The sequence below is a fragment of the Limnohabitans sp. TEGF004 genome, assembly GCF_027924965.1.
Classification (GTDB): Bacteria; Pseudomonadota; Gammaproteobacteria; order Burkholderiales; family Burkholderiaceae_C; genus Limnohabitans.
Window position 1 is genome coordinate 2,103,114 of the sequence record NZ_AP027056.1, and the last position, 23,332, is coordinate 2,126,445.

Genomic DNA, 23,332 nt, shown 5'->3' on the forward strand with positions numbered 1-23,332 from the left:
GAGTTGTGACCTCTTCGCCTGAAGCAGCACTGCAACGCCGCATTGCCCACCTCGACATGGACGCGTTTTATGCGTCCGTAGAGCTGCTGCGCTACCCGCAACTCAAAGGCTTGCCTGTGGTGATTGGCGGTGGCCGCCGCCGTATTGACGACATGCTGGCCCGCTTGCGTGAGGCCCACCCCGACTACGAATGGTCGGAAGACAAGCTGCACGAAATTCCGCTCGACTTTTTTCCGCGCATCGCAGGCTACACAGGGCGCGGCGTCATCACCACCGCCACCTATGCAGCGCGGCAGTTTGGCGTGGGCTCAGCCATGGGGGTGATGAAGGCGGCCAAGCTGTGCCCCGACGCCATCTTGCTGCCGGTGGACTTTGACCAATACCGCCATTACTCGCAACGCTTCAAAAGCATCATCACCGACATCGCGCCGCTCATGGAAAACCGGGGCGTGGACGAGGTGTACATCGACTTCACAGACGTGCCCGGCGGCCAACGTGAAGGTGGGCGCGTGTTGGCGCGCCTGATTCAAAAAGCAATTTTTGACGACACAGGCCTCACTTGCTCAGTAGGCGTCGCACCCAACAAGCTACTGGCCAAAATGGCGAGTGAGTTCAATAAGCCCAACGGCATTTCCATCGTAGAGCCCGACGATTTGGAAACCATGATCTGGCCCCTGCCCTGTCGCAAGGTCAATGGCATTGGCCCCAAAGCAGAAGCCAAGCTGGCCCAGCACGACATTCACACCATTGGCGATTTGGCGCAGCACGACCGCCTGTGGCTGATGCAGCACTTTGGCAAAAGCTACGGCGCGTGGCTGCATGACGCCGCACACGGCAAAGACGACCGCCCCATTGAAACCGAAAGCGAGCCCGTGAGCATCAGCCGCGAAACCACGTTTGAGCAAGACCTGCATGCCGTGCGTGACCGCGAGGCGCTGAGCGCCATCTTCACCAAGCTCTGTGAGCAAGTCGCCGCCGACTTGCAACGCAAAGGCTATGTGGGCAAAACCATTGGCATCAAGCTGCGCTACGACAACTTTCAAAGCGTCACACGTGACCAAACGCTAGACCACCACATCCACCAAGCCACTGCGATTCGACAAGCGGCAGGCCAATGCCTGAAGCGTGTGGACCTCACGCGCCGATTGCGTTTGTTTGGCGTTCGTGTGGGTTCCTTGATGAAACTAGAAGACTGGCAAGCTCAAGGTCTGCGCAAAGAAGAAACATCGAACCAGCCCTATACCGAGTCCCTGTTTGGGGACGATATTGCTCCAAAGTGATAAGAGAACCGCACAGGCGAAAATAACAAAATTAATGAAATTGGATTTTGAAAAATGCGCTTACTCACACGCAATCTATTTGGCTTACTCGCTTGCGTTTTTCTTTTAAGCGGCAATACCCAAGCAGCTTGTCTGGGTGAACAAAACACCACCAAGGTCTACACCTTTGACGTGGTGCCTCAGCTCACCGCTGCCAAAATTTACACCACATGGTCCCCTTTGTTGCAACGCGTGGGCCAAGATGCCGGCCTGTGTTTTGAGCTGCGGGTGTCCGCCACCATTCCAGAGTTTGAGCAAAAGCTGCTCAAGGGTGAACCTGAGTTTGTGTTCCTCAACCCGTATCACGCGGTGTTGGCAAACCAAAAGAAAAAATACCAGCCCTTGCTGGCCGACAGCGAAGATTTGCTCACCGGCATTTTGGTGGTGCGTGCAGACAGCCCCATCAAAAGCTTGGAGGAGTTGAAAGGCAAAAGCATCAGCTTTCCGGCGCCCAATGCATTTGCCGCGTCGCTGCTGATTCGCGCCGAATTGGCGAAAAAGAAAATTGACATCAGACCCGTGTTCGTCAAAACACACAGCAATGTGTACCGCTCGGTCATTGGCAAAGACGCCATCGCTGGCGGTGGCGTGAACAACACCCTCGACAACGAAGCGCCCGAAGTGCGCCAACAGTTGCGCGTGCTCTACGAAACCCCTGCCTACACGCCGCACCCTGTGGCCACGCACCCGTCTGTCCCTGCCGCGGTGCGCGAGCGCTTCTTGAAGGCCATGCTCAAACTCACGCAAGACGAGGAGGGCCGCAAACTGTTGGATGGCATCAACCTCAGCAAGCCTCAAGCCGTCACTTACGCCAAACACTACAAACCTTTGGAGTCTTTGCAGCTCGAGAAGTTCTTGGTCCTCACGGGGCAGTGACATGCTGCAGCGCCTGAACGCCTCGCAATGGCAAAGCATCAAACCCGCCCTGTTGATTGGTTTGGCGTTGGCGTTGCTGCAAATTGGCTCAGGCGTGGCGGCGTATTACCAATCGAAAAGCTTGCTGTGGGAAGGTAAGTTTCAAACCTCACACAACCTCACGCAAGGCTTGGTCGTGGCGGTGGCTGACCAGATGGTGCTCAAAGACTACGCCTCGGTGGAGTCACGTATTTTGCAAACCATGTCCAACGCCGAGGTGGCCTCGGTCGTGTTGACCGACACCACAGGCAAGGTGCTGTCGGCCCTCAAGCGTGAACCGGGTCAAGAACCACGTTTGGTGTTTGAACCCAACTGGATTCAAGCCCCCGCCACTGAGCAAGCGTTTGTGCAATCCCGCGATGACGCCTTCATCACCACATGGACCAAAGTGAGCTTGGGCTCAGACCTCGGGTGGGTGCGTTTGCAAACCTACAACGAACTCGACAGCGCAGACTTGCGCAGCCTGCGCCAACAAACGTTGTTGCTGTCGGCGTTGTCGGTGGTGTCGGGCATCATCATCTTGGGTGTGTTTTTGTGGCGCGCGTATTTCACCGTGGTCAAACGCGGCCACATGTTTGAAGTCAAGCTCGACGAAGCCACCAAACGTTTGGTGCAATCCGAAAAACTCGCCTCGCTTGGCGAGCTGGCTGCAGGCGTGGCCCACGAAATCAACAACCCCGTGGGCTATGTGTCATCCAACCTCACCACCTTGCAAAAATATTTGGCCGTCTACGAAAAAGTGTTGGATGCGCCCGAGGCTGACAGCACTGAGATGGCGGCGCTTAAGAAAAAACTCAACTACGCCTTCATCCGTGACGACTTGCAAAACTTGGTGAAAGAAACCCAAGAAGGCGTGGGCCGTGTGAAGGCCATCATCCAAGACTTGAAAGACTACGCGCGCACCAATGCGGCCACGCACTATGTGGCGTCAGACATCCAAGTGGGGTTGAAGTCAACGCTCAACATCGCACGCAATCAACTCAAAAATCGTGCGGATGTGCGACTGGAACTGGGCAATTTGCCTTTGGTCGAATGTGCCCCTTCGCAAATTGACCAAGTGTTTTTGAACCTCATCGTCAACGCCGCCCAAGCCATGCCAGAGGGCAAGATGGGCTTGATTGACATCCGCACGCACTGCGATGACACACAGGTCTGGGTGGAGGTGCAAGACAACGGGCCTGGCATTACGCCTGAGATTTTGAAGAAAATCTTTGACCCGTTTTTCACCACCAAAGACCCAGGCACAGGCACGGGCTTGGGTCTATCTGTGTCGCAAAACATCATTCAACAGCACGGCGGCACGCTCACCGTAGACAGCACGGTAGGCATCGGCACCACCTTCAAAATAACCCTTCCCATCAAACGCCCTGCGGCCCAAGGATGACCATGACTTCTAGCAATGAATCGTTCGATGCCAGCCAATACAAAGTGTTGTGCGTAGATGATGAGCCCAACATTTTGTCGGCCTTGCGCCGCATGTTGTCACTCGAAGGTTTTGAGGTGTTCACAGCAGAAAGCGGCGCACAGGCGTTGGAGCTGCTGGCCAAAGAACCGGTGAACGTCATCATTTCTGACATGCAAATGCCCGGCATGAATGGCACAGAGTTGCTTGAGAAAGTACGCCAACAATGGCCGCACACCATGCGCCTCATGCTCACGGGTGCCTCCGATGTGTCTGGTGCGATTGAGGCCATCAACCAAGGGGCGATTTACCGCTACACCGCCAAGCCGTGGAACGACGAAGAACTGCTGGGCACCATCAAATCAGCCATCGCATTTGGTACCTTGGCCAACGAGCATGACCGCTTAGAAGCGCTCACCATCGCGCAAAAAGAATCGCTCAATGAAATGGTGGACACGCTCGAGTCTCGCGTGCAAGAGCGCACCAAAGATTTGCGTGCAGCCTATGTGGCATCGATCAAAGCGTTCTCCAACATCTTGGAATTACGTCGACCAGACCTGTTGCAGCATTCACGCCGCGTGGCCACGCTGTCAATGAAGATGGCCAAGCTGGCGGGCTTGAGCGATGACGAATGTCAATCGGTGTACATCGCAGGTTTGTTGCATGACATCGGCAAGATTGGTTTGAGCGACCGCGTGCTCAACACCAAATTCATCGAATTGCCTTTGGCCGATGCCAAGGTGTATCGCACCCACTGCGCCATGGGTGAGACCACACTCAACAGCTTGGACGACATGAAGGGCGTGGCCGCCATCATTCGCTCGCACCACGAATACTTCAACGGCACGGGCTTTCCCGATGGATTGACAGGGCAAAACATTCCCATCGGCGCGCGCATTGTGGCCATCGTTGAGGCCTACGAAGAATTGCAATCAGGCGACTATGCCAAGAGCGAAAGCAGCCCGGCCGATGCAGTGCGCGTGATTTTGAGCAACAAGGGCACGCTGTTTTGCCCCGAGATGACCGATGTGTTTGTGAAAGCCCTGCGCGGTTAAGCGCGGGTCATCACTGACGTGCCGTGCGCACGTTGGACGGCATGGCCTGCGGGTGGCTGGTGCGCCACGGGTTGATGTCTAAGCCACCGCGGCGCGTGTAGCGCGCATACACCTCTAAGCGCAACGGTTTGCAACGGCGTGTGATGTCCATGAAGATGCGCTCCACACATTGCTCATGAAACTCGTTGTGGTTTCTAAAGCTCACGATGTAACGCAACAAACCCGCTTGGTCAATTTGCGGGCCGGTGTAGCTGATGCGCACACTGCCCCAATCAGGCTGGCCCGTGACCAAGCAATTGCTTTTGAGCAAATTGCTGGTCAAGGTTTCATTGGTGGGTGCTTCGTTGAAATTGGCCGTCAGCAACTCGGGATTGGGTTGGTATTGGTCGCACTCCAAATCCAAACGGTCAAGACTGAGACCATCCAACTCATGCACAGGCTCGCGGTCAAAGCTCTCGGGCAGCACCAGTTGCACACCCACACTCGCTTTGACGGCTTCGCCATGCCAAATGCTCGCGCTCAAGTCTTGACGCAAACGCGTTTGCAACTCGGCCACATCGTCGATGCGCGTGTTGTTGAAACTGTTCAAGTACAGCTTGAACGATTTGCTCTCAATGATGTGCGTGGACTCTGCAGGCACGGTGATGCGCGCCAAAGCCACTTGCGGCTTACCGCGTGTGTTGAGCCAGCTCAGCTCATACGCCGTCCACAAGTCAGCACCAAAAAATGGCGGCTGGCCAGTGATGCCAATTTCATCGCGTTTGGTTTGACGCGGAATGGGAAACAACAGCGATGCGTCGTACTGGTCCACATACGACGACGATTTACCCAGTTGTGATTGTTCAGGGGTGTTCATTGATTCAAGCCTCTAATTTGCGGCGGAACACTTTGCGGTCTGGCTCTGAGACCGAGGCATCAAACGCATAGCCTTCGAGGTTGAAGCCTTCGAGGCCTTTGGGTGTTTTGACTTGGTGCGTCACGGCATAGCGCGTCATCAATCCGCGCGCACGCTTGGCGTTGAAGCTGATGATTTTGTATTTGCCGCCTTTGTAGTCTTCAAACACGCACTCAATCACGCGCGCTTTGAGGGCTTTGCGGTCCACCGATTTGAAATACTCTTGCGAAGCCAAGTTGACGATGATGGGCTCACGCTCACCGTTCAAACGTTCGTTCAAATAATCGGCAATCTGTGTGCCCCAAAATTTGTAGAGGTTGTTGCCTTTGTCGTTGGCCAGTGAGGTGCCCATTTCTAAGCGGTAAGGCTGCATCCAGTCGAGGGGGCGCAGCACGCCGTAGAGGCCACTCAAAATCGCCACGTGTTCTTGCGCCCAGTCCAAGTCTTTGGGTTTCAAAGTTTTGGCATCCAAGCCTTCGTACACGTCGCCGTTGAAAGCGAGCACCGCTTGCTTGGAATTTTTCGTGGTGAATTTGGGGCTCCACGCTTGGTAGCGCGCCACGTTCAAGCTAGAGAGTGCATCGCTCAAGCTCATCAAGCTGGCAATGTCTTGCGGTGATTTTTCTTTGAGCACATCAATCAACTCGGCCGACTGCTTCATAAACAGCGGCTGTGTGTGCGGCACGTCACCCGCAGGGGTGTCGTAGTCGAGGGCTTTGGCGGGTGAGAGCAAGAACAACATAAGAAAAAAAGGCTTCACAAGGAAGCCTGAATTATGCGGTGCATGCTGTGTCCGTTCACGGCTAAGGCTGCTGCACCAAATCAACACCATAAAACCAATGCCGCCCCAGCGCCGTGATGTGAAAACCTTTCACCTCGGCACGCAGCACCTTGTATTGGTTGGCATGGGCAATGGTCAGCCAAGGTGCCTGTTCTTTAAAGATCAATTGCGCTTGCTCATACAGGTGGGTACGTTCGCTTTGGTCCAACGAGGTTTTGGCTTTTTTCACCAAATCGTCGTAGCTGGCATTGCAAAAACGTGCGAGGTTGTTGCCATCCACCGCATCGCAGCTGAGCAAGGTGTTGAGGAAGTTATCCGGGTCGCCGTTGTCGCCCGTCCATCCATACAACACCATGTCATGCTCGCCCGTACGCGCGCGTTGGAAATACTCAGACCAGTTGTGGGTTTTGACCGTGACGCGTACCCCGATTTCGGCCAAGTCTTCTTGAATGAGTTTGGCCACAGCGATGGCGTCGGGCATGTAAGGGCGCTGCACGTCCATGGCCCACAAATCGACACTGAAGCCTTTGGCGTAACCGGCCTCTTTCAAAAGCGCCATCGCTTGCGCGGGGGCGTAGCTGTCTTCGGGCACGTTTCGGTTGTAGCCCCACTGAATGGGGGGAATCGGATTGGTGGCGGGCAAGGCGGTGTGCTTGTACACCTGCCGCAAAATGCGGCGTGTGTCGATGGCCATGTTCAAAGCGCGGCGCACACGCACATCGGTGAAAGGTGGCTTGCTGGTGTTGTAAGCCATGTAGCCGATGTTCACGCCTGTTTTTTCTTGCATGGCCACACCATCTGTACGCCTCATCTCAGGCAAATCGGCAGGGTTGGGATAAGGCATGACATGGCATTGCCCAGCCTTGATTTTTCGCCAACGCTCAGACGCATTGGGCGTGATGCTGAAAACCAAATGGTCCAGTTTGCTACGGCCTTCCCAGTAATCGTCAAACGCCTGAAACACCACCTCTTGACCACGGGTGTAACTTTTGAATTGAAAAGGACCCGAACCAATCGGTTGCTGGTCGAACAGCTCAGGGGTTTGGTTGTTCAACATCGCTTGCGCGTATTCCTGCGATTGGATACCCGCCCATTGCATGGCCAAGGTCGACACAAAGGTGGCATCGGGGCGATTCAACACCACCTCCACCGTGTACGCATCCAATTTGCGAACACGCTGGAGCAATTGCGCAAAGCCCAAACTCTCAAAGTACGGGTATCGGCTGCGGGTCACATGGCGGTAGGGATGATCGGCCTGCCACTGACGCCCCAACGTGAACAACATGTCATCGGCATTGACATCGCGCGTGGGTTTGAAATTGGCATTGCTGTGCCATTTCACACCGCGGCGCAGGCTGAACACATACGTGCGTCCATCTTTCGAGACACGCCATTGCTGAGCCAATGAGGGCCGAAGCTGTGTGCCACCTTGCTCAAACCGAACGAGTCGATCGTAAATTTGACCGGTCACATCAAACGAGGTGCTCGTGCCATTGAAGGCGGGAGTGAAATACTCGGGATCACCTTCTGAGCAAAAAATCAAAGTCTTGTCAGCCGCCATCGCCGTGGCGTGTAAGCAAAGCAGCATCACCAGATGTAACAGTTTTTTCATAAAATTTATTCGAAAGTAATTTAATAGGTCTAATTTAATTCAAATTACGCGTATCACTGAATAGCATTGAACTAAAAGGCACGGATTTGCTCTAGGTAAAATGCGTGGCCGCATCTTGCATCCAACGGCAGCATTCAGTCTGCCGTTTTTCTTTTGTCAAAACACATCCCATGAGCAACACGCCCGCTACACCCATCGAACAACCCGGCCTTGAGCGCCTGTCCAAATCGTTCGAGCCCGCCGCCCTTGAAGCCCATTGGGGCCCCGAGTGGGAACAACGCGGCTATGGCGTCGCTGGCTTCCGTGGCACAGGCGCACCTGCAGCCGATGCCCCCGCGTTTGCTATCCAACTGCCGCCCCCCAACGTGACGGGCACGCTGCACATGGGCCATGCGTTCAACCAAACCATCATGGACAGCTTGACGCGCTACCACCGCATGTCTGGCTTCAACACCGCTTGGATTCCCGGCACTGACCACGCGGGCATTGCCACGCAAATCGTGGTGGAGCGCCAACTGCAAGCCAAAGGCATCAGCCGCCACGACATGGGCACCAGCCCTGCCGAAGCGCGCAAAAACTTTGTGAGCAAGGTGTGGGAGTGGAAAGAAGAATCGGGCAACACCATCACCAGCCAGATGCGCCGCATGGGCGACAGCGTGGACTGGAGCCGCGAATACTTCACGATGGACCCCAAGCTGTCCAAGACCGTGACCGAGACTTTTGTGCAGCTGTATGAACAAGGCCTGATCTACCGTGGCAAGCGCCTGGTCAACTGGGACCCGGTGCTGATGAGCGCGGTGTCTGACCTGGAAGTTGAGAGCGAAGAAGAAGACGGCTCGATGTGGCACATCCGCTATGACTTGGCCGATGGAAGCGGTTCATTGACCGTGGCCACCACCCGTCCCGAAACCCTGCTGGGTGACGTGGCCGTGATGGTGCACCCCGAAGACGAGCGCTACAAGCACCTCATCGGCAAGCAGGTCAACCTGCCACTGTGCGGCCGCACCATCCCCGTGATTGCCGACGACTACGTGGACAAAGACTTCGGCACCGGCGTGGTGAAGGTCACGCCCGCGCACGACACCAACGACTACCAAGTGGGACAGCGCCACAAGTTGGAAATGATCTGCGTGCTGAATCTGGACGCCACCATCAACAACAACGCCCCCGAGAAATACCGAGGCCTGGACCGCTTCGTGGCCCGCAAGGCTGTGGTCGCCGACCTCGAAGCCGCAGGCGCTTTGGTGGAAGTGAAGAAACACAAACTGATGGTTCCGCGCTGCGCCCGCACCGGCCAAGTGATTGAGCCCATGTTGACTGACCAATGGTTCGTCGCCATGAACAAAGTCAGCGACAAAGACTCAACAGGCAAGAGCATTGCACAAAAAGCCATTGACGCTGTGCAATCTGGCCAAGTGAGTTTTGTGCCAGAGAACTGGGTGAACACCTATAACCAGTGGATGAACAACATCCAAGACTGGTGTATCTCGCGCCAGCTGTGGTGGGGTCACCAAATCCCAGCGTGGTACGACGAAGACGGCAACGTATATGTGGCGCGTGATGAAGCTGAGGCTCAGGCTAAGGCCCCTGGCAAAACACTCAAGCGCGACGAAGACGTACTGGACACTTGGTATTCCAGCGCACTGGTGCCATTCAGCACACTGGGTTGGAGCAGCGACGCAGCTGGCGAGGGTGCCGGAGCCGGACGCAGCGACATTGCGAGCGAAGCGAGTGGGAGCAAGGCCGGTTGCGGCACCCTCGGCAGCGGAACCGACGACTATGACCTGTACCTGCCAAGCAGCGTGCTCGTCACAGGCTACGACATCATCTTCTTCTGGGTCGCCCGCATGATCATGATGACGACCCACTTCACAGGTCGCGTGCCATTCAAACATGTTTACATCCACGGCTTGGTGCTCGACGCGCAAGGCAAGAAGATGAGCAAGTCAGAAGGCAATGTGTTGGATCCTGTCGATTTGATTGACGGCATCACGCTCGAGCCTTTGCTTGAAAAACGCACACAAGGTTTGCGTAAGCCCGAAACTGCGCCCAAGGTGCGCAAGCAAACAGAAAAAGAATTTCCAGAAGGTATTCCTGCCTACGGTGCAGATGCACTGCGCTTCACGTTTGCCGCCATGGCCACACTGGGCCGCAGCATCAACTTCGACAGCAAGCGCTGCGAGGGCTACCGCAACTTCTGCAACAAAGTGTGGAACGCTTCACGCTTTGTGTTGATGAATTGCGAAGGCCAAGACTGCGGCCTCAAAGAACACACCAAAGCCGAGTGCGTGGTGGGTGGTCCAGCCCATGGCTATTTGAAGTTCAGTCAAGCCGACCGCTGGATCGTTTCTAAGCTGCAACGCGTGGAAGCCGAAGTGGCCAAAGGCTTTGCCGAGTACCGCCTCGATAACGTGGCCAACACGATTTACGACTTCGTGTGGAACGAGTTCTGCGATTGGTATTTGGAAATCGCCAAGGTGCAAATCAACACTGGTGACGACGCCCAGAAACGCGCCACGCGCCGCACCCTCATCCGCACGCTGGAAACTATTCTGCGTTTGGCCCACCCCATCACACCGTTCATCACTGAAGAGCTGTGGCAAACGGTGGCTGTTGTGGCCGGTCGCGTCAAGGCGGACGACAAAACAGCCTCCATCAGCATCGCGGCTTACCCCGTGAGCCAGCCTGAACGCATTGACGAACAAGCAGAAAGCCATGTGGCACGCGTCAAATCATTGGTGGATGCTTGCCGCAACTTGCGCGGTGAGATGGGCGTGTCACCCGCCACGCGCATGCCTTTGTTTGCATTGGCTGGCAACGCCGAAGAACACGCGTTCATGCAAGGCGTCGCGCCTGTGTTGCAAGCCTTGGCTAAGCTCAGCGAAGTCAAAGTGTTTGACGACGAAGCGGCTTGGTCTGCTGCTGCTCAAGCTGCACCTGTAGCCGTGATTGGCGAGTTGCGTGTGTGCCTGTTCATCGAAGTGGACGTGGCCGCCGAGAAGATTCGTTTAGGCAAAGAAGTGGACCGTTTGCAAAACGAAATCACAAAAGCGGGCGCCAAGCTCAGCAACGAAGCCTTCGTGGCCAAAGCACCGCCGGCCGTGATTGAAGAAGCCAAGAAGCGTGTGGCTGAGTTCACCGCCACCTTGACCAAGGTGCAAGAGCAGCTTGTCAAACTGCAGAAATAATGCCCCGTTAAACTTGCCAAAACTATTAATTTCACGCATATGACCAAAGCTCTCACCAAAGCCGTGTTCCCTGTTGCAGGCATGGGCACACGATTCTTGCCCGCCACCAAAGCCAGCCCCAAAGAAATGCTGACCGTGGTGGACAAGCCGCTCATCCAATACGCGGTGGAAGAGGCCTATGAGGCTGGCATTCGTGAAATGATTTTTGTCACAGGCCGCAGCAAGCGCGCCATCGAAGACCACTTTGACATGGCCTATGAGTTGGAAACCGAACTCGAAGCCGCAGGCAAACAAGCCCTGCTCGACATCGTGCGCAGCGTGCAACCCGACGACATGCAATGCGTGTACGTGCGCCAAGCTCGCGCGCTCGGTTTGGGCCATGCGGTGCTGTGTGCCGAACACTTGGTGGGCGACGAGCCTTTCGCCGTTTTACTGGCTGACGACTTGATGCGCGGTAAACCCGGCGGCCCTGGCGTGTTGAAGCAAATGGCTGAAGTGTTTGAGCGCACACAGTCTTCTGTGTTGGCCGTGCAAGAAGTGCCCCTAGAGCATGTGCACCGTTACGGCGTGGTGGCAGGCAAAGACATTGGCAACGGTCTGGTAGACATCCAGCAAATGGTGGAAAAACCCAAAGCCGAAGTAGCACCCTCTCGCACCACGGTGGCTGGCCGCTACATCTTGACCCCTGCGGTGTTCGAGCGCATTCGCGCAGGCGGCCGTGGTGTGCAAGGTGAAATTCAACTCACTGACGGCATTGCCGGTTTATTGGCCACAGAAAAAGTGATGGCCTACTCATACGAAGGCAAGCGCTACGACTGCGGTAGCAAAGTGGGCTTCTTGCAAGCGAGCGTCGAACTTGCCTTGCAACACGCGGAAGTCGGCGCTGAATTCCGCGACTACCTCAAACACCTCAACATCGCTTCATTCAACGTCGCTTGAGGATGTGAACAAAGTCGCTGCCCTCGGTGGTTTGCGACAACAGTTCATTCCCAGTTTGCTTAGCAAACGCTGCAAAGTCACGCACCGAGCCCGTGTCGGTTGACACGACTTTCAGCACCTGACCACTCTGCATCCCCGCCAATGCTTTTTTGGCTTTCAAAATCGGCAGCGGGCAGTTCAGGCCACGCGTGTCCAGTTCGACATCGATGTTCATGCGGGAAACACTCCGGTAGACAAGTAACGGTCGCCACGGTCGCACACGATAAAAGCAACCGTCGCGTTCTCAACCTGCTGCGCAACTTGCATCGCCACCCAACAGGCGCCCGCAGCAGAAATACCAGCAAAGATGCCCTCTTCACGTGCCAAGCGGCGGCACATGTCTTCGGCATCGTCTTGGCTCACGTAGACCAACTCATCCACGTTGCTGGCGTCGTAAATTTTGGGCAGGTACTCTTGCGGCCATTTGCGAATGCCAGGGATGCGCGAACCTTCCGAAGGCTGCGCACCGATGATGCGAATGGCAGGGTTCTTCTCTTTCAAGAAGCGCGACACACCGGTGATGGTGCCCGTGGTGCCCATAGCGCTCACGAAGTGCGTGATGCGGCCCTGCGTTTGCTCCCACAACTCAGGGCCTGTGGTCTCGTAATGGATGCGTGGGTTGTCTTCGTTGGCAAACTGGTCGAGCATGCGGCCTTTGCCCTCGGCTTGCATGCGCTCAGCCAAGTCGCGAGCGTATTCCATGCCGCCGCTCTTGGGCGTCAAAATCAATTCAGCACCAAAGGCCTTCATGGTTTGCGCACGTTCAATCGACAAGTCCTCGGGCATGATGAGCACCATGCGGTAGCCCTTGATGGCCGCAGCCATGGCCAGTGCAATGCCGGTGTTGCCAGAGGTGGCTTCAATCAAAGTGTCGCCAGGTTTGATGTCGCCGCGCTCTTGCGCGCGTTGAATCATCGACAAAGCGGGACGGTCTTTCACAGAACCCGCAGGGTTGTTGCCTTCGAGCTTGCCCAAAATCACGTTGCCGCGTTTGGCGTTGTCGGCAGCGCCCATGCGCTGCAAAGCGACCAAAGGCGTCTTGCCAATGGCGTCTTCAATCGTGGGATAAATCAGGTTTGAACTCATAAGACGCTACTGTGCCATAAGTCGGGAAGGGCCTAGAGACCTAGCTCTAAAGCGAAGCAACCCCGTTGTTTTTTCAAAAATCGTCGATAACATTCCTTTATCAAATTTAACGACCTAAGGACTCATCATGCAAAACCCAATCAAACCCCAAGTTGAAGCCTCTATGCAAGCTGCTTTCGAATTGGCTAACCTGTCATTCGCGCAAGTTGAGCGCATCACTGAGTTGACACTTGAGCAAGCCAAGGTCAGTGCCGAGTTGGCTCAAGAGCAACTGGCATCTGCCTTGGAAGTGAAAGATCCAACAGCAGCGATTGCCCTGTTGAAGGACCAATTGGAAACATCCGCCAAGAGCTTGGCAGGCTTTGCCGCCACGGCATTCGAACTGGGCCAACAATTCCAAGCCGAAGCCACCGCTTTCGCAGAAGGTCACTTTGACCAAGCCCACACAGCGGCCAACAAAGCGCTCCATGAAAACCTGAAGAAAGCCCCTGAAGGCTCTGAAGCTGCTGTGCAAGCTGTCAAAGCCGCTGTGGATGCAGGCAACAAAGCACTCGCCGAAGCCCGCAAAAACGCCAAGAAAACTGCCGAGTTGGCTCAAGAAGGCATTGCCAAATTGAAAGAACACGCACCTAAAGCAGCCAAGGCACCTGTGCGTCGCAAAGCGCGCGCCTAAAACTTCGTTGCGTTAAAAAATAAATCCCCGTGTCGCAAGGCACGGGGATTTTTTTATGCGGTGGGTTCGGCCGCCTTGACTGGGCGGCAATCGCCACAGAAGAAATGGCTTTTATCCAGCAAGCGGCGAAATGAGCCGAGAGCACGCGGCTTGTGCAAACCACACTTCATGCAACTCATGGTGTTGATCATGTTGCCCGTAGCACCAAACGGACTGCCGCCCGCTTTGGATTTGTAGCGAAGACCGTCGCTGGCGATTTTGGTGGTGACGTCGTCTTTGCTCATGTATCAATTTTATCGAATGATTGACCAAGGGTAATTGCTGACGATGACGCCCTGCACCCCGCTTGTCATTCAACAGGCTCAAGTTATTGGATTTCGTGCCGATACTGCCTAGGCAGTACGTAAAAATCCCATCTCTCATGTCTGACTACCACGTCACCGTTGCATCCTTGAAATCTTTGGAAACAACCAAGGACGGTGCTGTTGCGTTTTCAAAAGACACACACCGCACCATGGACGGTACTCAGCAGGTCAAGTCCGAACAAAAGCCGGACACGCTGACGAAACAACCTGCGCGCGTGAAGTTGACCGACCTCAATTACTCCATCAACCACGAAGACAAAGCCTTGCACTTGAAAGTCAAAAGTGCCGATGGTGAGGTGGTTCGCGAAGTGGTGTTTGACAGGATTGATCCCAGCTTGCTTGATGCGAAGAAGCTCAAAGGCATCTTCATCGATGACAACTCATAAAAACCGTGGCGATGAAAAAGCTACCCAAAATTGAATTGCATCAGCTGGTGCCATGGGGATTGGCGCTGTCTGCATTGGGGTTCGGGTTGTTGCACACAGATGAGTTCATGAACATCGGCGCCATGCTGCTTCCTCTTGGTTTGTTGCCCGCGGTCTTTGTATTGTCAAAATACAAAGACTGACTTCAAGAGCAGCTCAAACCAAGATCGGAGAAAGTTTGAATCGCCCCGCATTTCGAGGAGGCCAGTTGGTTTAAGTTAGCACCTCGGTGTTGGCCTTCTCAGCGAGTTGCCGATAGTAGTTGGCCTCAGCCTCGGCAGGTGGAATATACCCAATCGGCTCCAGCAACCTGTGGTGGTTGAACCAAGACACCCATTCAAGAGTTGCCAATTCCACAGACTCCTTCGTTTTCCAAGGCGCACGGCGGTGAATCAACTCGGTCTTGTACAGCCCGTTACGAACGCCACGTACAGCCAACCCTGCCAAGTTGAGACGTAGGTGAAGTCCGACACCCACAACTGATTGGGCCGTTCGGCCTTGAACTGCCTGTTAACCCTGTCCAGCGGGCACATGGCCGCCTTGTCTGAGAACGTGGTGGCACCACCTTGCCACGACGTACGCCGTGCAGGCCCAGGTGCTTCATCAAACGCTCCACCGTGCAACGGGCTACGGGTATGCCCTCTCGATTCATTTGATGCCAGACCTTGTCCGCGCCATAGACCTGCAAGTTGGCGTTCCAAACGCGTTGAATGTGAGGGATCAATTCATCATCGCGCTTGGCTCTTGCACAGCGAAGTTGTGGGTTGCGTTGCAGGGCGGCGTGTCGCCTGTAGCAAGACGGGGCAATTTGCAAAACCTTGCAAATTGGCTCGACCCCGAAGGTATTGCGATGCTGGTCGACGAAACGCTTCAAGACTTGAGTCGGCGGTCGAGCTCCGCCTGGGCGAAAAACGCGCTGGCCACCTTCAAGATCTCATTGGCCCGACGCAGCTCTTTGTTCTCGCGTTCAAGTTCCTTGATTCGGTCATGCTCAGCGCTGGTGGTGCCGCCGCGCACGCCGCTGTCGACTTCGTGCTTACGAACCCATTCGTGAAGGGTTTGAGGGGCGCAGCCGATCTTGAGTGCAATTGATTCAATGGCCGCCCATGTGGACGGATATTCGCCACGGTGGTCTTGCAACATGCGAACAGCGCGTTCGCGTACTTCGGGGGAAAAACGATTTGATTTGCTCATAGCTCCATCTTCTCAAAGCTTGGAGCCTCCTCAAAACACGGGGCGATTCAGAGTTTGACCTGAGTCTGCCCTAGCGCCAGCACCCCGATAGACGCAGAGGGCTATGGCCTTGCTGGATTCACAGTAAAACCTACCGGCATCTCTCATAAATCGCATTTCTTGTAGTCACTAGTCGCACATTCATTAGCCATTCGTTGGGCTTCCATTACTTGCGCTGAAGTTAGCTTTTTAGCAGCGAGCGCCCTTGCTTCCACGCTCTCAGCATTTCCTTTAATGGCTGCCAAGTTAAACCACATGTGTGCCTTCAAGTAATTTCGCGTAATACCATTTCCTTGGTAATAAAGGATACCCAAGTTGAACTGCGCATCAGAGTTGCCTTGCTGAGCCGAAAGTTGATACCACTTTAATTCTCTTGAGTAGTCTTGGACTAGACCATGTCCGAGTCCATACATTCTCCCTAGGTTGAATTGAGCGTAATCATGCCCTTGTTCCGCCGCAAGTTGATACCATTTGATTGCCTCAGCATAATTTTGCAATACCCCATATCCGTTATCGTATGAAACACCTAAGTTGAATTGTGCGTTAGCATTTCCCTGCTGCGCAGCCAATTGATACCAATTGATTGCTTCCGAATGGTCCTGCACTACTCCATATCCGTATGCGTACATAGTCCCGAGAACATCTTGTGCAGACGCACTGTTTAGCGCTACTGCAAGATGAATCCATTTAAGCGATTCGGCATAGTCTTGCTTCGTACATTTACCAGAGCCGTACATAATACCTAGATTCACTTGGGCATCTATATTGTTTTGAATTGCCGCTTGTCGGAATTTCATAAGGGCCTCAGCGCAATTTCCACGTTTGTAAGCAGCAGAGGCATCCTCGAAATCGTTGGCAAAACTATTAATGCACAGTGTGATGAACCAAATTTTTAACAGCCATTTCATAGTTAATACCTGTTTTCAACTTTTACACCGTAACCTAGCAAAACAAATCTTGAATACTGTTCTGAACATGTACTTTTTGCGAGTTTTGTGGCTTCTTGCTTATTCGATATTACGACATCCCACAACGCTTGTACTTTAAAGGAGAATGAATTAGGGATACATAAAAAGATTATCTTGGAACTGTCTTGCGCCTCATACTGATCGAAAACACTAAGATTTCCTGCTGCGGATATTTTTTTCACATAGTTGTACCTATTATTTTTAGGCAAATCATCCATTACGTCTGCTAATACAAAAGACGAACTAGTTAGCAAAAGAATTGACAAAATAAAACGCATTACAGACTCGTATTTGTTCAAGTGAATTCTCACTACTATACTCATATTGAGTGTTAAATGCAAGGTGTTGTATTGCTGCAAGATCTAAGAAATAAGTAAAGCTCTCTAACTCAACACTCATTGGCCAAAGTACCAAATCGCACAGATCGCTGCGGCAAGCCCTTCTCTTCCCGATCCAAAACGCACAGCGTAATTTAGTGTGTGCAGTTGGGCGACCTGAGCCAGAGTAAATGGGCGGGACTTTGGTTAGGGGCTGTAGTGTCGTGTTGCACGACAGCAGCTAACTCTCATTTTAGAGTTACAAAAAGCAAAACGCACGATGGATTAGATCGTGCGTCTTCAAGCACAGGTTGAATTTATGCTTGGGCTAATTGAACAGCTGTCACATATGTCAATTCACAGAACGGCTTGCGTAATGCTTTTTTTACACTGGGGGTTTTATTGATGTAACTGTTCAACCCTCGCCCAGCTGTGGCTAACTCCTTCATTTTGAGCAAGTTAGTTAGACCAATACTCTGCTGGGTGTATGTGTAAGTCGCCCGATCATTGAACTTGACAACAATTTGGTTATCACCGAGTTCATATGAGTGCACACCAGAATCGCGATTCAAGTTTCTATATAGCTCCATTGCCATTTTTATTCCTTTCAGGGTTAGCGTTTGCTGTTTGGGGTCGTCTTAATCGGTACCCAGCCATGTCCTGGCTTGGTAGTCGGTGGCAGCGGCTTACCGTCAGCTACGGTTGCAAAGTTTGGCTGCTTGCCTCCCTTTGGACCTACTTGTTGAAATATGCCGCCACTGTTGCCAGTGGACGAGCCGGGTTTGTGAGTTGCCATGGTTTTTCTCCAAATGTTGGCGTGTTAACCCGGTCATTGAATACCCTGAAAAATGGCGTAAGCGATGTCGTATAGACTTCACAGCACCAACTCCGAAACGAGAGGGCGACAGGTGACCGGTAAAAAAGTTTCCTGTCAAAGGCTGCATTGGGCTCTGAACCCCTTTGTGGCCTTTTCTTTTTAACGCTCGTTGTAAGCGAACGTTAAGGTGACACTATATCTGGTGTTGAAAACAAGCTCAATACGCTACCGGCAGTGTTTTGGTAGGAAATACTTACTTTTCGAATTTCACTTAAAGAGCATTCGCAAATGCGTATTTTTTGAGCCTATTTGAAGACTAGTAATGGCGGCGAGTTGAATTCAAAATCCAGCTTTGACGCCATCTTTCAAGTAGTTTGAACCGCAAATGCTGGTGGCTCTTGAGCGTGAAATTGCGATGCACAAACTGTGTGCAGTAATAAAAAATTTTCAGCAATTAAAGAAAACGTCAACGATAGTGCCGCTGTTGCACATGTTCAATGCCAATCGAGTTGTTATTGCAGTTGTCGCGAGCGTAAAAACCTGCACAAGTTCTAGTAACTCGTGCCGATACAACAGATAAGCAAAATCTCCCAACTGTCCGACCTCTGCCCAACCCATCCTCACAGCCACCCGTCCACCACCATGACACAAGTTTTCTCACCGCAAGCTCGAACGATGGGAAATCTGTGTCATAATATTGCTCTTCTCTCCCGTGCCCGGGTGGTGAAATTGGTAGACGCAGGGGACTCAAAATCCCCCGCCGCGAGGCGTGCCGGTTCGATTCCGGCCCCGGGCACCATCGGTATCCTTTACCGTCCTGACTCGATAGCGACGCCTTCAAATTTATGAATGACGACGACTTTTCCAACATAGTCAGAAGTGGTGCTGAGCATCATGTCTCTGTTTCCGAGCACACCGGAAACGCCAAAACCCCAAAAAACATCGTGGTTTCTCATGAAGAAGAGACCGAAGCTCGCAAGCGCGCATTTGAAGAAAAAGCGCTTGCCGCTTTAGATGCTGAAAAAGCCCTTGCGGCAGCACTGGCAGAACACACAGAGCATATTGCAACTGACGACGGCGCTGCAGACGCCAACATCCAAAAAGTTGCAGCCAGTCAAGGCGCTGCTAACGTACAAAACGTCACCACCGACAAAATTCAAGACAACATTCAATCGGTTGGCAACGTCAAAGGAATCGCACCTAATGTGCAAAGTGTCTCATCAGACGCGATCGCGGCCAACCTGCAAAGCGTTGGCGGCAGCAATATCGCGGCCAACAAGCAAAACATCGCGGGTGAGAAAGCAATTGAGGCGAATCGCCAAGGCATCCCCACAGATGCCATTACCTCCAATGTGCAGAACATCCCCGTAGGGAACATCGTCGCCAACGTACAAGACATCGGCAACGACCCAGCCGCGGCTGCTAATTTGCAAGCGCTTGCCAAAGACGATGTGGCAGTCAATCGCCAATTGCTAGGCCAAGATGGCAATGCAAAAAACCAACAGGGCATCGCCACTGATGCCAACGGCGCCAATGAACAAAAATTGGCCAACTTAGGTGGGCAAAACAACCAGCAAACGCTCAATCAAGATAGCGTCGCCAACAACCAACAAGCCATCCCACAAGGCCCAGGCATAGCACCCAACAATCAGCCCATCGGTACGGATGCGGCTTCGCTCAATCGGCAAGCCGCACCTCAAGATGGACCAGCGGGTATCAATCGTCAAGGCGTGGACAACAGCAAGATTGAGTCGCACTTTGAGCAACTCCCACCAGGTGAGGTTGAGCGTAAAAAAGTAGACTTTCCCACCGGCATGCAAAGCGGCAGCACTTCTAGTGCACCTGCAAGCTCAGCCACATCAAGCGCCACCAAGCCCAGCACCCCTGCGGTGGCACCACATGCGCCATTGACGGCAGCGGAACAACAGCGACTGGCCAAACTCAAACGCGAGCAGATGAACGACGCGTTTCATGGCCGTCTTGCAGGCATCAAACACAACGTAGAGGCCCTCAACGGGCGTTTGACGGATTTCGAAGAAAAAGTGCACAAAGAGGACGGCAAACTTCAAAAAGGCAATCCGGAAGATTTCGACATCGATCTCGACTAACGCCTTGTCACGCACATGCCAGCGTGCGCGCTGAACTCTGATTAGGATCCATGCCTGCCTCATCCGCAGGCATTTTTGTTTCTGGAGCGCACCTTGAGTCACCTCTTTTCTGAATTCACCCTGACCTCGCCACGCGGCCCGCTCACCTTGGCCAACCGCGCCATCGTGGCCCCCATGTGCCAATACTCAGCCGACAACGGCCAAGCCACCGATTGGCACTTGGCGCATTGGACCAACTTGCTCAACAGCGGTGCTGCCATGTTCATCATCGAGGCCACAGCCGTCGTGCCCGAAGGCCGCATCACACCTTTGTGTTTGGGCTTGTGGGATGACGCAACAGCAGCTGCTTTGCAAGACAAACTGCATCGCGCACGCAAGCTTGCACCCAACGTGCCGGTGTGCATCCAGCTCGCGCACGCAGGGCGCAAGGCATCAAGCGCAGCGCCTTGGCAAGGTGGTCAGTTGCTGACCCCAGCACAAGGCGGCTGGGCCACAGAAGCGCCCTCTGCCATTCCTCACTTAGCGCAAGAAACTGCCCCACACGAGCTAGACGCTCAAGGACTAGAACGCATCAAACAAGCATTTGCCAAAGCCGCTCAACGCGCAGAAGCCATGGGCATTGAAGCCATCGAGCTGCACGGCGCACACGGCTATTTGTTGCACCAGTTCTTGTCGCCCATCGCCAACCATCGCACCGATGCCTACGGCGGAAACTTTGACAACCGCACGCGCTTTCCCATGGAAGTGTTTGAAGCGGTACGCGCCGTGTTCAAAGGCTCGCTGGGCATGCGCATCTCGGCCTCCGACTGGGTAGACAACGGCTGGACGCCCGAAGAAACCGCCGACTTCTCACTGCGCTTGAAGCTCGCAGGCGCAGACTTTGTGCACATCTCATCCGGTGGCGTAGCTGCGCAACAAAAAATTGCCATCGGCCCCGACTACCAAGTGCCGTTCGCCAAACTGGTGAAGCAAAAAACCGGTATGCCCACCATCACCGTGGGACTCATCACCGAACCGCAACAAGCTGAAGACATCTTGGTGCGCGGCGATGCGGATCTGATTGCTCTCGCCCGCGCCTTCCTTTACAAACCCCGTTGGGTGTGGGAAGCCGCGGCTGCTTTGCATGGCAAAGTGCAAGCGAGCCCGCAGTACTGGCGCTGCATGCCGCGTGAAGCGCAAGGCATTTTTGAATCGGTACACATGGGCCAACGCTGAGCCTCAACGATCACGCCAAACTCATAAACAGGAGACAACACATGAAACACCTCAAACGCCGCCACCTCAACTTGAGCCTCTTGGCCGCCACCCTCATTAGCGCGGGGGCAAGCCTTGCCCCATTCGCGGCACATGCGCAAGCCGATGCCTATCCCAGCAAACCCATCACCTTGGTGGTGCCCAACCCACCCGGCGGTTTGGTGGACACCTCGGCCCGTTTGGTGAGCGAGCCTTTGGCCCGCCTCACAGGCCAATCGGTAGTAGTGGACAACAAGCCCGGCGGCAGCGGCAACTTGGCTTATGCCAACGTGGCACGCAGCGCCAAAGACGGCTACACCGTGTTGGTGTCGTACTCGGGTTATCACATTGCCAACCCCATCTTGATGGACAAACTGCCTTGGGACTTGAAAGACCTCACACCAGTGGGCCTCATCACCGTGGCGACCAACGTGATTGCCGTGCACCCTTCCGTGCCTGCCAACAACTTGAAAGAGTTCATCGCGTGGGCCAAACAAAACCCAGGCAAGATCAACTACGCCTCACAAGGTAATGGCTCGGTGTCACACATCGGTACGGAAATCTTCAAACAACAAACCGGCATTGAAATGACGCACGTGCCTTACAAGGGCTCGGGCCAAGCCATTCAAGACGTGCTGGCTGGCCAAGTGCAGGTGTTCATCACCACGCCGCCATCGGTGATGGGCCATGTGCTCAATGGCAAACTCAAAGCGTTGGCGGTCACAGGCAAAACGCGTCACCCACAACTGCCCCAAGTCCCCACCGCCTCAGAAGCAGGCTTGAGTGGCTTTGAATTGGAATCATGGGTGGCCTTGTACGTGGCCAGCGGCACACCCAAAGACGTGGTGCAAAAGCTCTCAGCTGATGTCAAGCGCAGCATGGAACAACCAGAAACCAAGCAACGCGCGGATGCTGCGGGCGTGGAAGTGCGCTACCTCACACCCGAGAACACCACCAAACTGCTGGAGCGCGACACCGCCAGCTGGGCCAAGGCCATCAAGGCGGGCAACATCAAGTCAGACTAAGCCGTCTTTGACGTCTGCATAGCGCAGCTGCAAACGCAGCTCGCGCTTCATGCGCGTGTTCACCATGCGGCGTGACTCGCTCATGAAACTCAGCTGCATGGCAGGCAGCTCGGTTTGCGCTTGGGCGCGGCTGATGCGTGGTGGCTTGGCCAGGTCATACAAGCCAGCCGCCATGTCAAAGTAATCGCCCATCAACATCTGACTGTCGTCGTTCACGTTGTACACGCGTTGCGGCTGGCCGCGCCAAAGAGCCAATTGACACGCACGCGCCAAGTCGTCAGCGTGGATGTGGTTGGTGAACACATCGTCAGCCTGCGCCAGCACAGGCGTGCCACGCAACAGTCGGTCACGCGGTGTGCCTCCTTCGCGATCTGGCGCATAGATGCCGGGGATGCGCAGCACACTCACCCGTATCGCGCTAGAGCGCAAACGGCCCATATGACGCACACGCGCTTCGGCATCCACACGGCGCTGGGCTCTGGGAGTGATGGGGTTCACCATCCGGTTTTCATTGACCCATGCGCCGGCGCAATCGCCATACACACCGCTGGTCGAGCCGTACACCACGCTCTGCGGTGCGCTGCGGCGCATCAGCATTCGAGTCAAGGCCAAAGTACGTGGATCTGTGTAGCCCTGCAAGGGCGGAGGGGCCAAGTGCAACACACGCGTGGCCCAGCCCGCCAAGCGTTGCAAAGAGGCTGGCGCATCCAAATTACCCACGATTGGTGTCACGCCTTGGGCCCGCAAGGCAGCCAGACGGTCAGGGCTAGAGGTGAGCGCCACCACCCGCACATGGCGCTGCACACGCACCACGCGCTGGCCCACATCACCGCAGCCGATGATGAGCAAACGCTCACGTTTGAAGCGAGAAGGCAAAGCGCCGAGGGGGGATTGATTGGAAGGCAAAATACACCCTATAAAAGTTCAAGGATACCCA

Annotated in this window: 21 protein-coding genes, 1 tRNA gene, 1 pseudogene and 1 other annotated feature; of the genes and pseudogenes, 13 read left to right on the plus strand and 10 right to left on the minus strand. The window is 54.3% G+C overall.

Annotated features, from left to right (window positions below; all coding sequences use genetic code 11):
* The first annotated feature begins 56 nt into the window (after window positions 1-56).
* Genes dinB through LINBF2_RS10270 form a run of 4 tightly spaced genes read left to right on the plus strand, consistent with a single transcriptional unit; the run spans window position 57 to window position 4,691 of the window.
* A complete protein-coding gene (gene dinB, locus LINBF2_RS10255; RefSeq protein WP_281891323.1) occupies window positions 57-1,280 on the plus strand; it encodes a DNA polymerase IV in 1,224 nt (407 codons plus the stop codon).
* 54 nt (window positions 1,281-1,334) lie between these two features.
* Entirely contained in the window at window positions 1,335-2,195 is an 861-nt protein-coding gene (locus LINBF2_RS10260; protein ID WP_281888650.1) for a phosphate/phosphite/phosphonate ABC transporter substrate-binding protein, read from the plus strand.
* A 1-nt stretch (window position 2,196) separates the two neighbouring features.
* Window positions 2,197-3,618: an ATP-binding protein gene (locus LINBF2_RS10265; RefSeq protein ID WP_281888651.1), complete on the plus strand. Its 1,422-nt coding sequence runs from the start codon at window positions 2,197-2,199 to the stop codon at window positions 3,616-3,618.
* 2 nt (window positions 3,619-3,620) lie between these two features.
* Window positions 3,621-4,691 (plus strand): HD domain-containing phosphohydrolase, encoded by a 1,071-nt coding sequence (locus LINBF2_RS10270; RefSeq protein WP_281888653.1) that lies wholly within the window; start codon window positions 3,621-3,623, stop codon window positions 4,689-4,691.
* A gap of 10 nt (window positions 4,692-4,701) precedes the next feature.
* Here LINBF2_RS10270 and queF read toward each other — a convergent pair whose 3' ends face one another.
* The 3 genes from queF to LINBF2_RS10285 all read right to left on the minus strand — a co-directional run bounded on the left by queF (window position 4,702) and on the right by LINBF2_RS10285 (window position 7,979).
* Window positions 4,702-5,547, minus strand: coding sequence for an NADPH-dependent 7-cyano-7-deazaguanine reductase QueF (queF, locus tag LINBF2_RS10275; RefSeq protein ID WP_281888655.1), 846 nt, complete (start codon window positions 5,545-5,547; stop codon window positions 4,702-4,704).
* Between the two features lie 4 nt (window positions 5,548-5,551).
* Window positions 5,552-6,328: a peroxide stress protein YaaA gene (yaaA, locus tag LINBF2_RS10280; protein ID WP_281888657.1), complete on the minus strand. Its 777-nt coding sequence runs from the start codon at window positions 6,326-6,328 to the stop codon at window positions 5,552-5,554.
* 61 nt (window positions 6,329-6,389) lie between these two features.
* Window positions 6,390-7,979 carry an ABC transporter substrate-binding protein gene (locus LINBF2_RS10285; protein ID WP_281888659.1) on the minus strand — a complete coding sequence of 530 codons (1,590 nt, stop codon included), beginning with the start codon at window positions 7,977-7,979 and terminating at the stop codon, window positions 6,390-6,392.
* 170 nt (window positions 7,980-8,149) lie between these two features.
* Between LINBF2_RS10285 and LINBF2_RS10290 the strand changes: the two genes are divergently transcribed.
* Both LINBF2_RS10290 and galU read left to right on the plus strand, forming a co-directional pair.
* Entirely contained in the window at window positions 8,150-11,167 is a 3,018-nt protein-coding gene (locus tag LINBF2_RS10290; RefSeq protein WP_281888661.1) for a valine--tRNA ligase, read from the plus strand.
* 39 nt (window positions 11,168-11,206) lie between these two features.
* Window positions 11,207-12,106, plus strand: coding sequence for a UTP--glucose-1-phosphate uridylyltransferase GalU (gene galU / locus LINBF2_RS10295; protein ID WP_281888663.1), 900 nt, complete (start codon window positions 11,207-11,209; stop codon window positions 12,104-12,106).
* Here the strand turns inward: galU and LINBF2_RS10300 are convergent.
* Window positions 12,093-12,320, minus strand: coding sequence for a sulfurtransferase TusA family protein (locus LINBF2_RS10300; protein ID WP_281888665.1), 228 nt, complete (start codon window positions 12,318-12,320; stop codon window positions 12,093-12,095). The two genes, galU and LINBF2_RS10300, sit on opposite strands and share 14 nt — an antisense overlap.
* Window positions 12,317-13,219 (minus strand): cysteine synthase CysM, encoded by a 903-nt coding sequence (cysM, locus tag LINBF2_RS10305; RefSeq protein ID WP_104801428.1) that lies wholly within the window; start codon window positions 13,217-13,219, stop codon window positions 12,317-12,319. The genes LINBF2_RS10300 and cysM overlap by 4 nt, the downstream gene beginning before the upstream one ends.
* 139 nt (window positions 13,220-13,358) lie before the next feature.
* On the opposite strand from cysM, the gene LINBF2_RS10310 reads away from it, so the two are divergent.
* A complete protein-coding gene (locus LINBF2_RS10310; protein ID WP_104801330.1) occupies window positions 13,359-13,904 on the plus strand; it encodes a phasin family protein in 546 nt (181 codons plus the stop codon).
* 53 nt (window positions 13,905-13,957) lie between these two features.
* Here the strand turns inward: LINBF2_RS10310 and LINBF2_RS10315 are convergent, their stop codons facing one another.
* A complete protein-coding gene (locus LINBF2_RS10315) occupies window positions 13,958-14,188 on the minus strand; it encodes a hypothetical protein (protein ID WP_104801329.1) in 231 nt (76 codons plus the stop codon).
* Between the two features lie 137 nt (window positions 14,189-14,325).
* Between LINBF2_RS10315 and LINBF2_RS10320 the strand changes: the two genes are divergently transcribed.
* Together LINBF2_RS10320 and LINBF2_RS10325 are read left to right on the plus strand one after the other, a co-directional pair.
* The gene (locus tag LINBF2_RS10320) at window positions 14,326-14,655 is read left to right on the plus strand and encodes a hypothetical protein (RefSeq protein WP_104801328.1); all 330 of its coding nucleotides are present in this window, start codon (window positions 14,326-14,328) and stop codon (window positions 14,653-14,655) included.
* An 11-nt stretch (window positions 14,656-14,666) separates the two neighbouring features.
* Window positions 14,667-14,837, plus strand: coding sequence for a hypothetical protein (locus LINBF2_RS10325; RefSeq protein WP_161499771.1), 171 nt, complete (start codon window positions 14,667-14,669; stop codon window positions 14,835-14,837).
* Window positions 14,838-14,907: 70 nt separating this feature from the next.
* On the opposite strand, the pseudogene LINBF2_RS10330 reads toward LINBF2_RS10325, so the two are convergent.
* The 3 genes and pseudogenes from LINBF2_RS10330 to LINBF2_RS10340 form a co-directional block, all read right to left on the minus strand.
* A pseudogene (locus LINBF2_RS10330) lies at window positions 14,908-15,888 on the minus strand (IS3 family transposase).
* Window positions 15,494-15,610 (minus strand) — a sequence feature (AL1L pseudoknot). (Overlaps the previous pseudogene by 117 nt.)
* A 143-nt stretch (window positions 15,889-16,031) precedes the next feature.
* Complete coding sequence (locus tag LINBF2_RS10335) at window positions 16,032-16,835, minus strand: tetratricopeptide repeat protein (RefSeq protein WP_104801206.1); 804 nt, start codon at window positions 16,833-16,835, stop codon at window positions 16,032-16,034.
* Window positions 16,836-16,837: 2 nt separating this feature from the next.
* The gene (locus LINBF2_RS10340) at window positions 16,838-17,113 is read right to left on the minus strand and encodes a hypothetical protein (protein WP_146100163.1); all 276 of its coding nucleotides are present in this window, start codon (window positions 17,111-17,113) and stop codon (window positions 16,838-16,840) included.
* Between the two features lie 1,630 nt (window positions 17,114-18,743).
* Between LINBF2_RS10340 and LINBF2_RS10345 the strand changes: the two genes are divergently transcribed.
* The 4 genes from LINBF2_RS10345 (at window position 18,744) to LINBF2_RS10360 (ending at window position 22,395) form a co-directional block, all read left to right on the plus strand.
* Window positions 18,744-18,828 (plus strand) — tRNA-Leu (locus LINBF2_RS10345).
* Between the two features lie 145 nt (window positions 18,829-18,973).
* Entirely contained in the window at window positions 18,974-20,137 is a 1,164-nt protein-coding gene (locus tag LINBF2_RS10350; RefSeq protein ID WP_281888670.1) for a hypothetical protein, read from the plus strand.
* Between the two features lie 93 nt (window positions 20,138-20,230).
* The gene (locus LINBF2_RS10355) at window positions 20,231-21,352 is read left to right on the plus strand and encodes an NADH:flavin oxidoreductase/NADH oxidase (protein WP_281888672.1); all 1,122 of its coding nucleotides are present in this window, start codon (window positions 20,231-20,233) and stop codon (window positions 21,350-21,352) included.
* A 41-nt stretch (window positions 21,353-21,393) separates the two neighbouring features.
* Entirely contained in the window at window positions 21,394-22,395 is a 1,002-nt protein-coding gene (locus tag LINBF2_RS10360) for a tripartite tricarboxylate transporter substrate binding protein (protein ID WP_281888674.1), read from the plus strand.
* On the opposite strand, the gene LINBF2_RS10365 is transcribed toward LINBF2_RS10360, so the two are convergent.
* On the minus strand, window positions 22,387-23,301 hold the full coding sequence (locus LINBF2_RS10365; protein ID WP_281888676.1) for an NAD-dependent epimerase/dehydratase family protein: 915 nt from the start codon (window positions 23,299-23,301) through the stop codon (window positions 22,387-22,389). The two genes, LINBF2_RS10360 and LINBF2_RS10365, sit on opposite strands and share 9 nt — an antisense overlap.
* Window positions 23,302-23,332: the final 31 nt, after the last annotated feature.

Bases quoted from the DNA above. Each gene is read 5' to 3' on its own strand.
- LINBF2_RS10340 (WP_146100163.1), bottom strand. From the start codon at position 17,113: ATGGATGATTTGCCTAAAAATAATAGGTACAACTATGTGAAAAAAATA.
- dinB (WP_281891323.1), top strand. From the start codon at position 57: ATGGACGCGTTTTATGCGTCCGTAGAGCTGCTGCGCTACCCGCAACTC.
- LINBF2_RS10285 (WP_281888659.1), bottom strand. From the start codon at position 7,979: ATGAAAAAACTGTTACATCTGGTGATGCTGCTTTGCTTACACGCCACG.
- yaaA (WP_281888657.1), bottom strand. From the start codon at position 6,328: ATGTTGTTCTTGCTCTCACCCGCCAAAGCCCTCGACTACGACACCCCT.
- LINBF2_RS10325 (WP_161499771.1), top strand. From the start codon at position 14,667: ATGAAAAAGCTACCCAAAATTGAATTGCATCAGCTGGTGCCATGGGGA.
- LINBF2_RS10290 (WP_281888661.1), top strand. From the start codon at position 8,150: ATGAGCAACACGCCCGCTACACCCATCGAACAACCCGGCCTTGAGCGC.
- LINBF2_RS10335 (WP_104801206.1), bottom strand. From the start codon at position 16,835: ATGAAATGGCTGTTAAAAATTTGGTTCATCACACTGTGCATTAATAGT.
- LINBF2_RS10320 (WP_104801328.1), top strand. From the start codon at position 14,326: ATGTCTGACTACCACGTCACCGTTGCATCCTTGAAATCTTTGGAAACA.
- LINBF2_RS10315 (WP_104801329.1), bottom strand. From the start codon at position 14,188: ATGAGCAAAGACGACGTCACCACCAAAATCGCCAGCGACGGTCTTCGC.
- LINBF2_RS10310 (WP_104801330.1), top strand. From the start codon at position 13,359: ATGCAAAACCCAATCAAACCCCAAGTTGAAGCCTCTATGCAAGCTGCT.
- LINBF2_RS10270 (WP_281888653.1), top strand. From the start codon at position 3,621: ATGACTTCTAGCAATGAATCGTTCGATGCCAGCCAATACAAAGTGTTG.
- galU (WP_281888663.1), top strand. From the start codon at position 11,207: ATGACCAAAGCTCTCACCAAAGCCGTGTTCCCTGTTGCAGGCATGGGC.
- queF (WP_281888655.1), bottom strand. From the start codon at position 5,547: ATGAACACCCCTGAACAATCACAACTGGGTAAATCGTCGTCGTATGTG.
- LINBF2_RS10360 (WP_281888674.1), top strand. From the start codon at position 21,394: ATGAAACACCTCAAACGCCGCCACCTCAACTTGAGCCTCTTGGCCGCC.
- LINBF2_RS10260 (WP_281888650.1), top strand. From the start codon at position 1,335: ATGCGCTTACTCACACGCAATCTATTTGGCTTACTCGCTTGCGTTTTT.
- LINBF2_RS10265 (WP_281888651.1), top strand. From the start codon at position 2,197: ATGCTGCAGCGCCTGAACGCCTCGCAATGGCAAAGCATCAAACCCGCC.
- LINBF2_RS10300 (WP_281888665.1), bottom strand. From the start codon at position 12,320: ATGAACATCGATGTCGAACTGGACACGCGTGGCCTGAACTGCCCGCTG.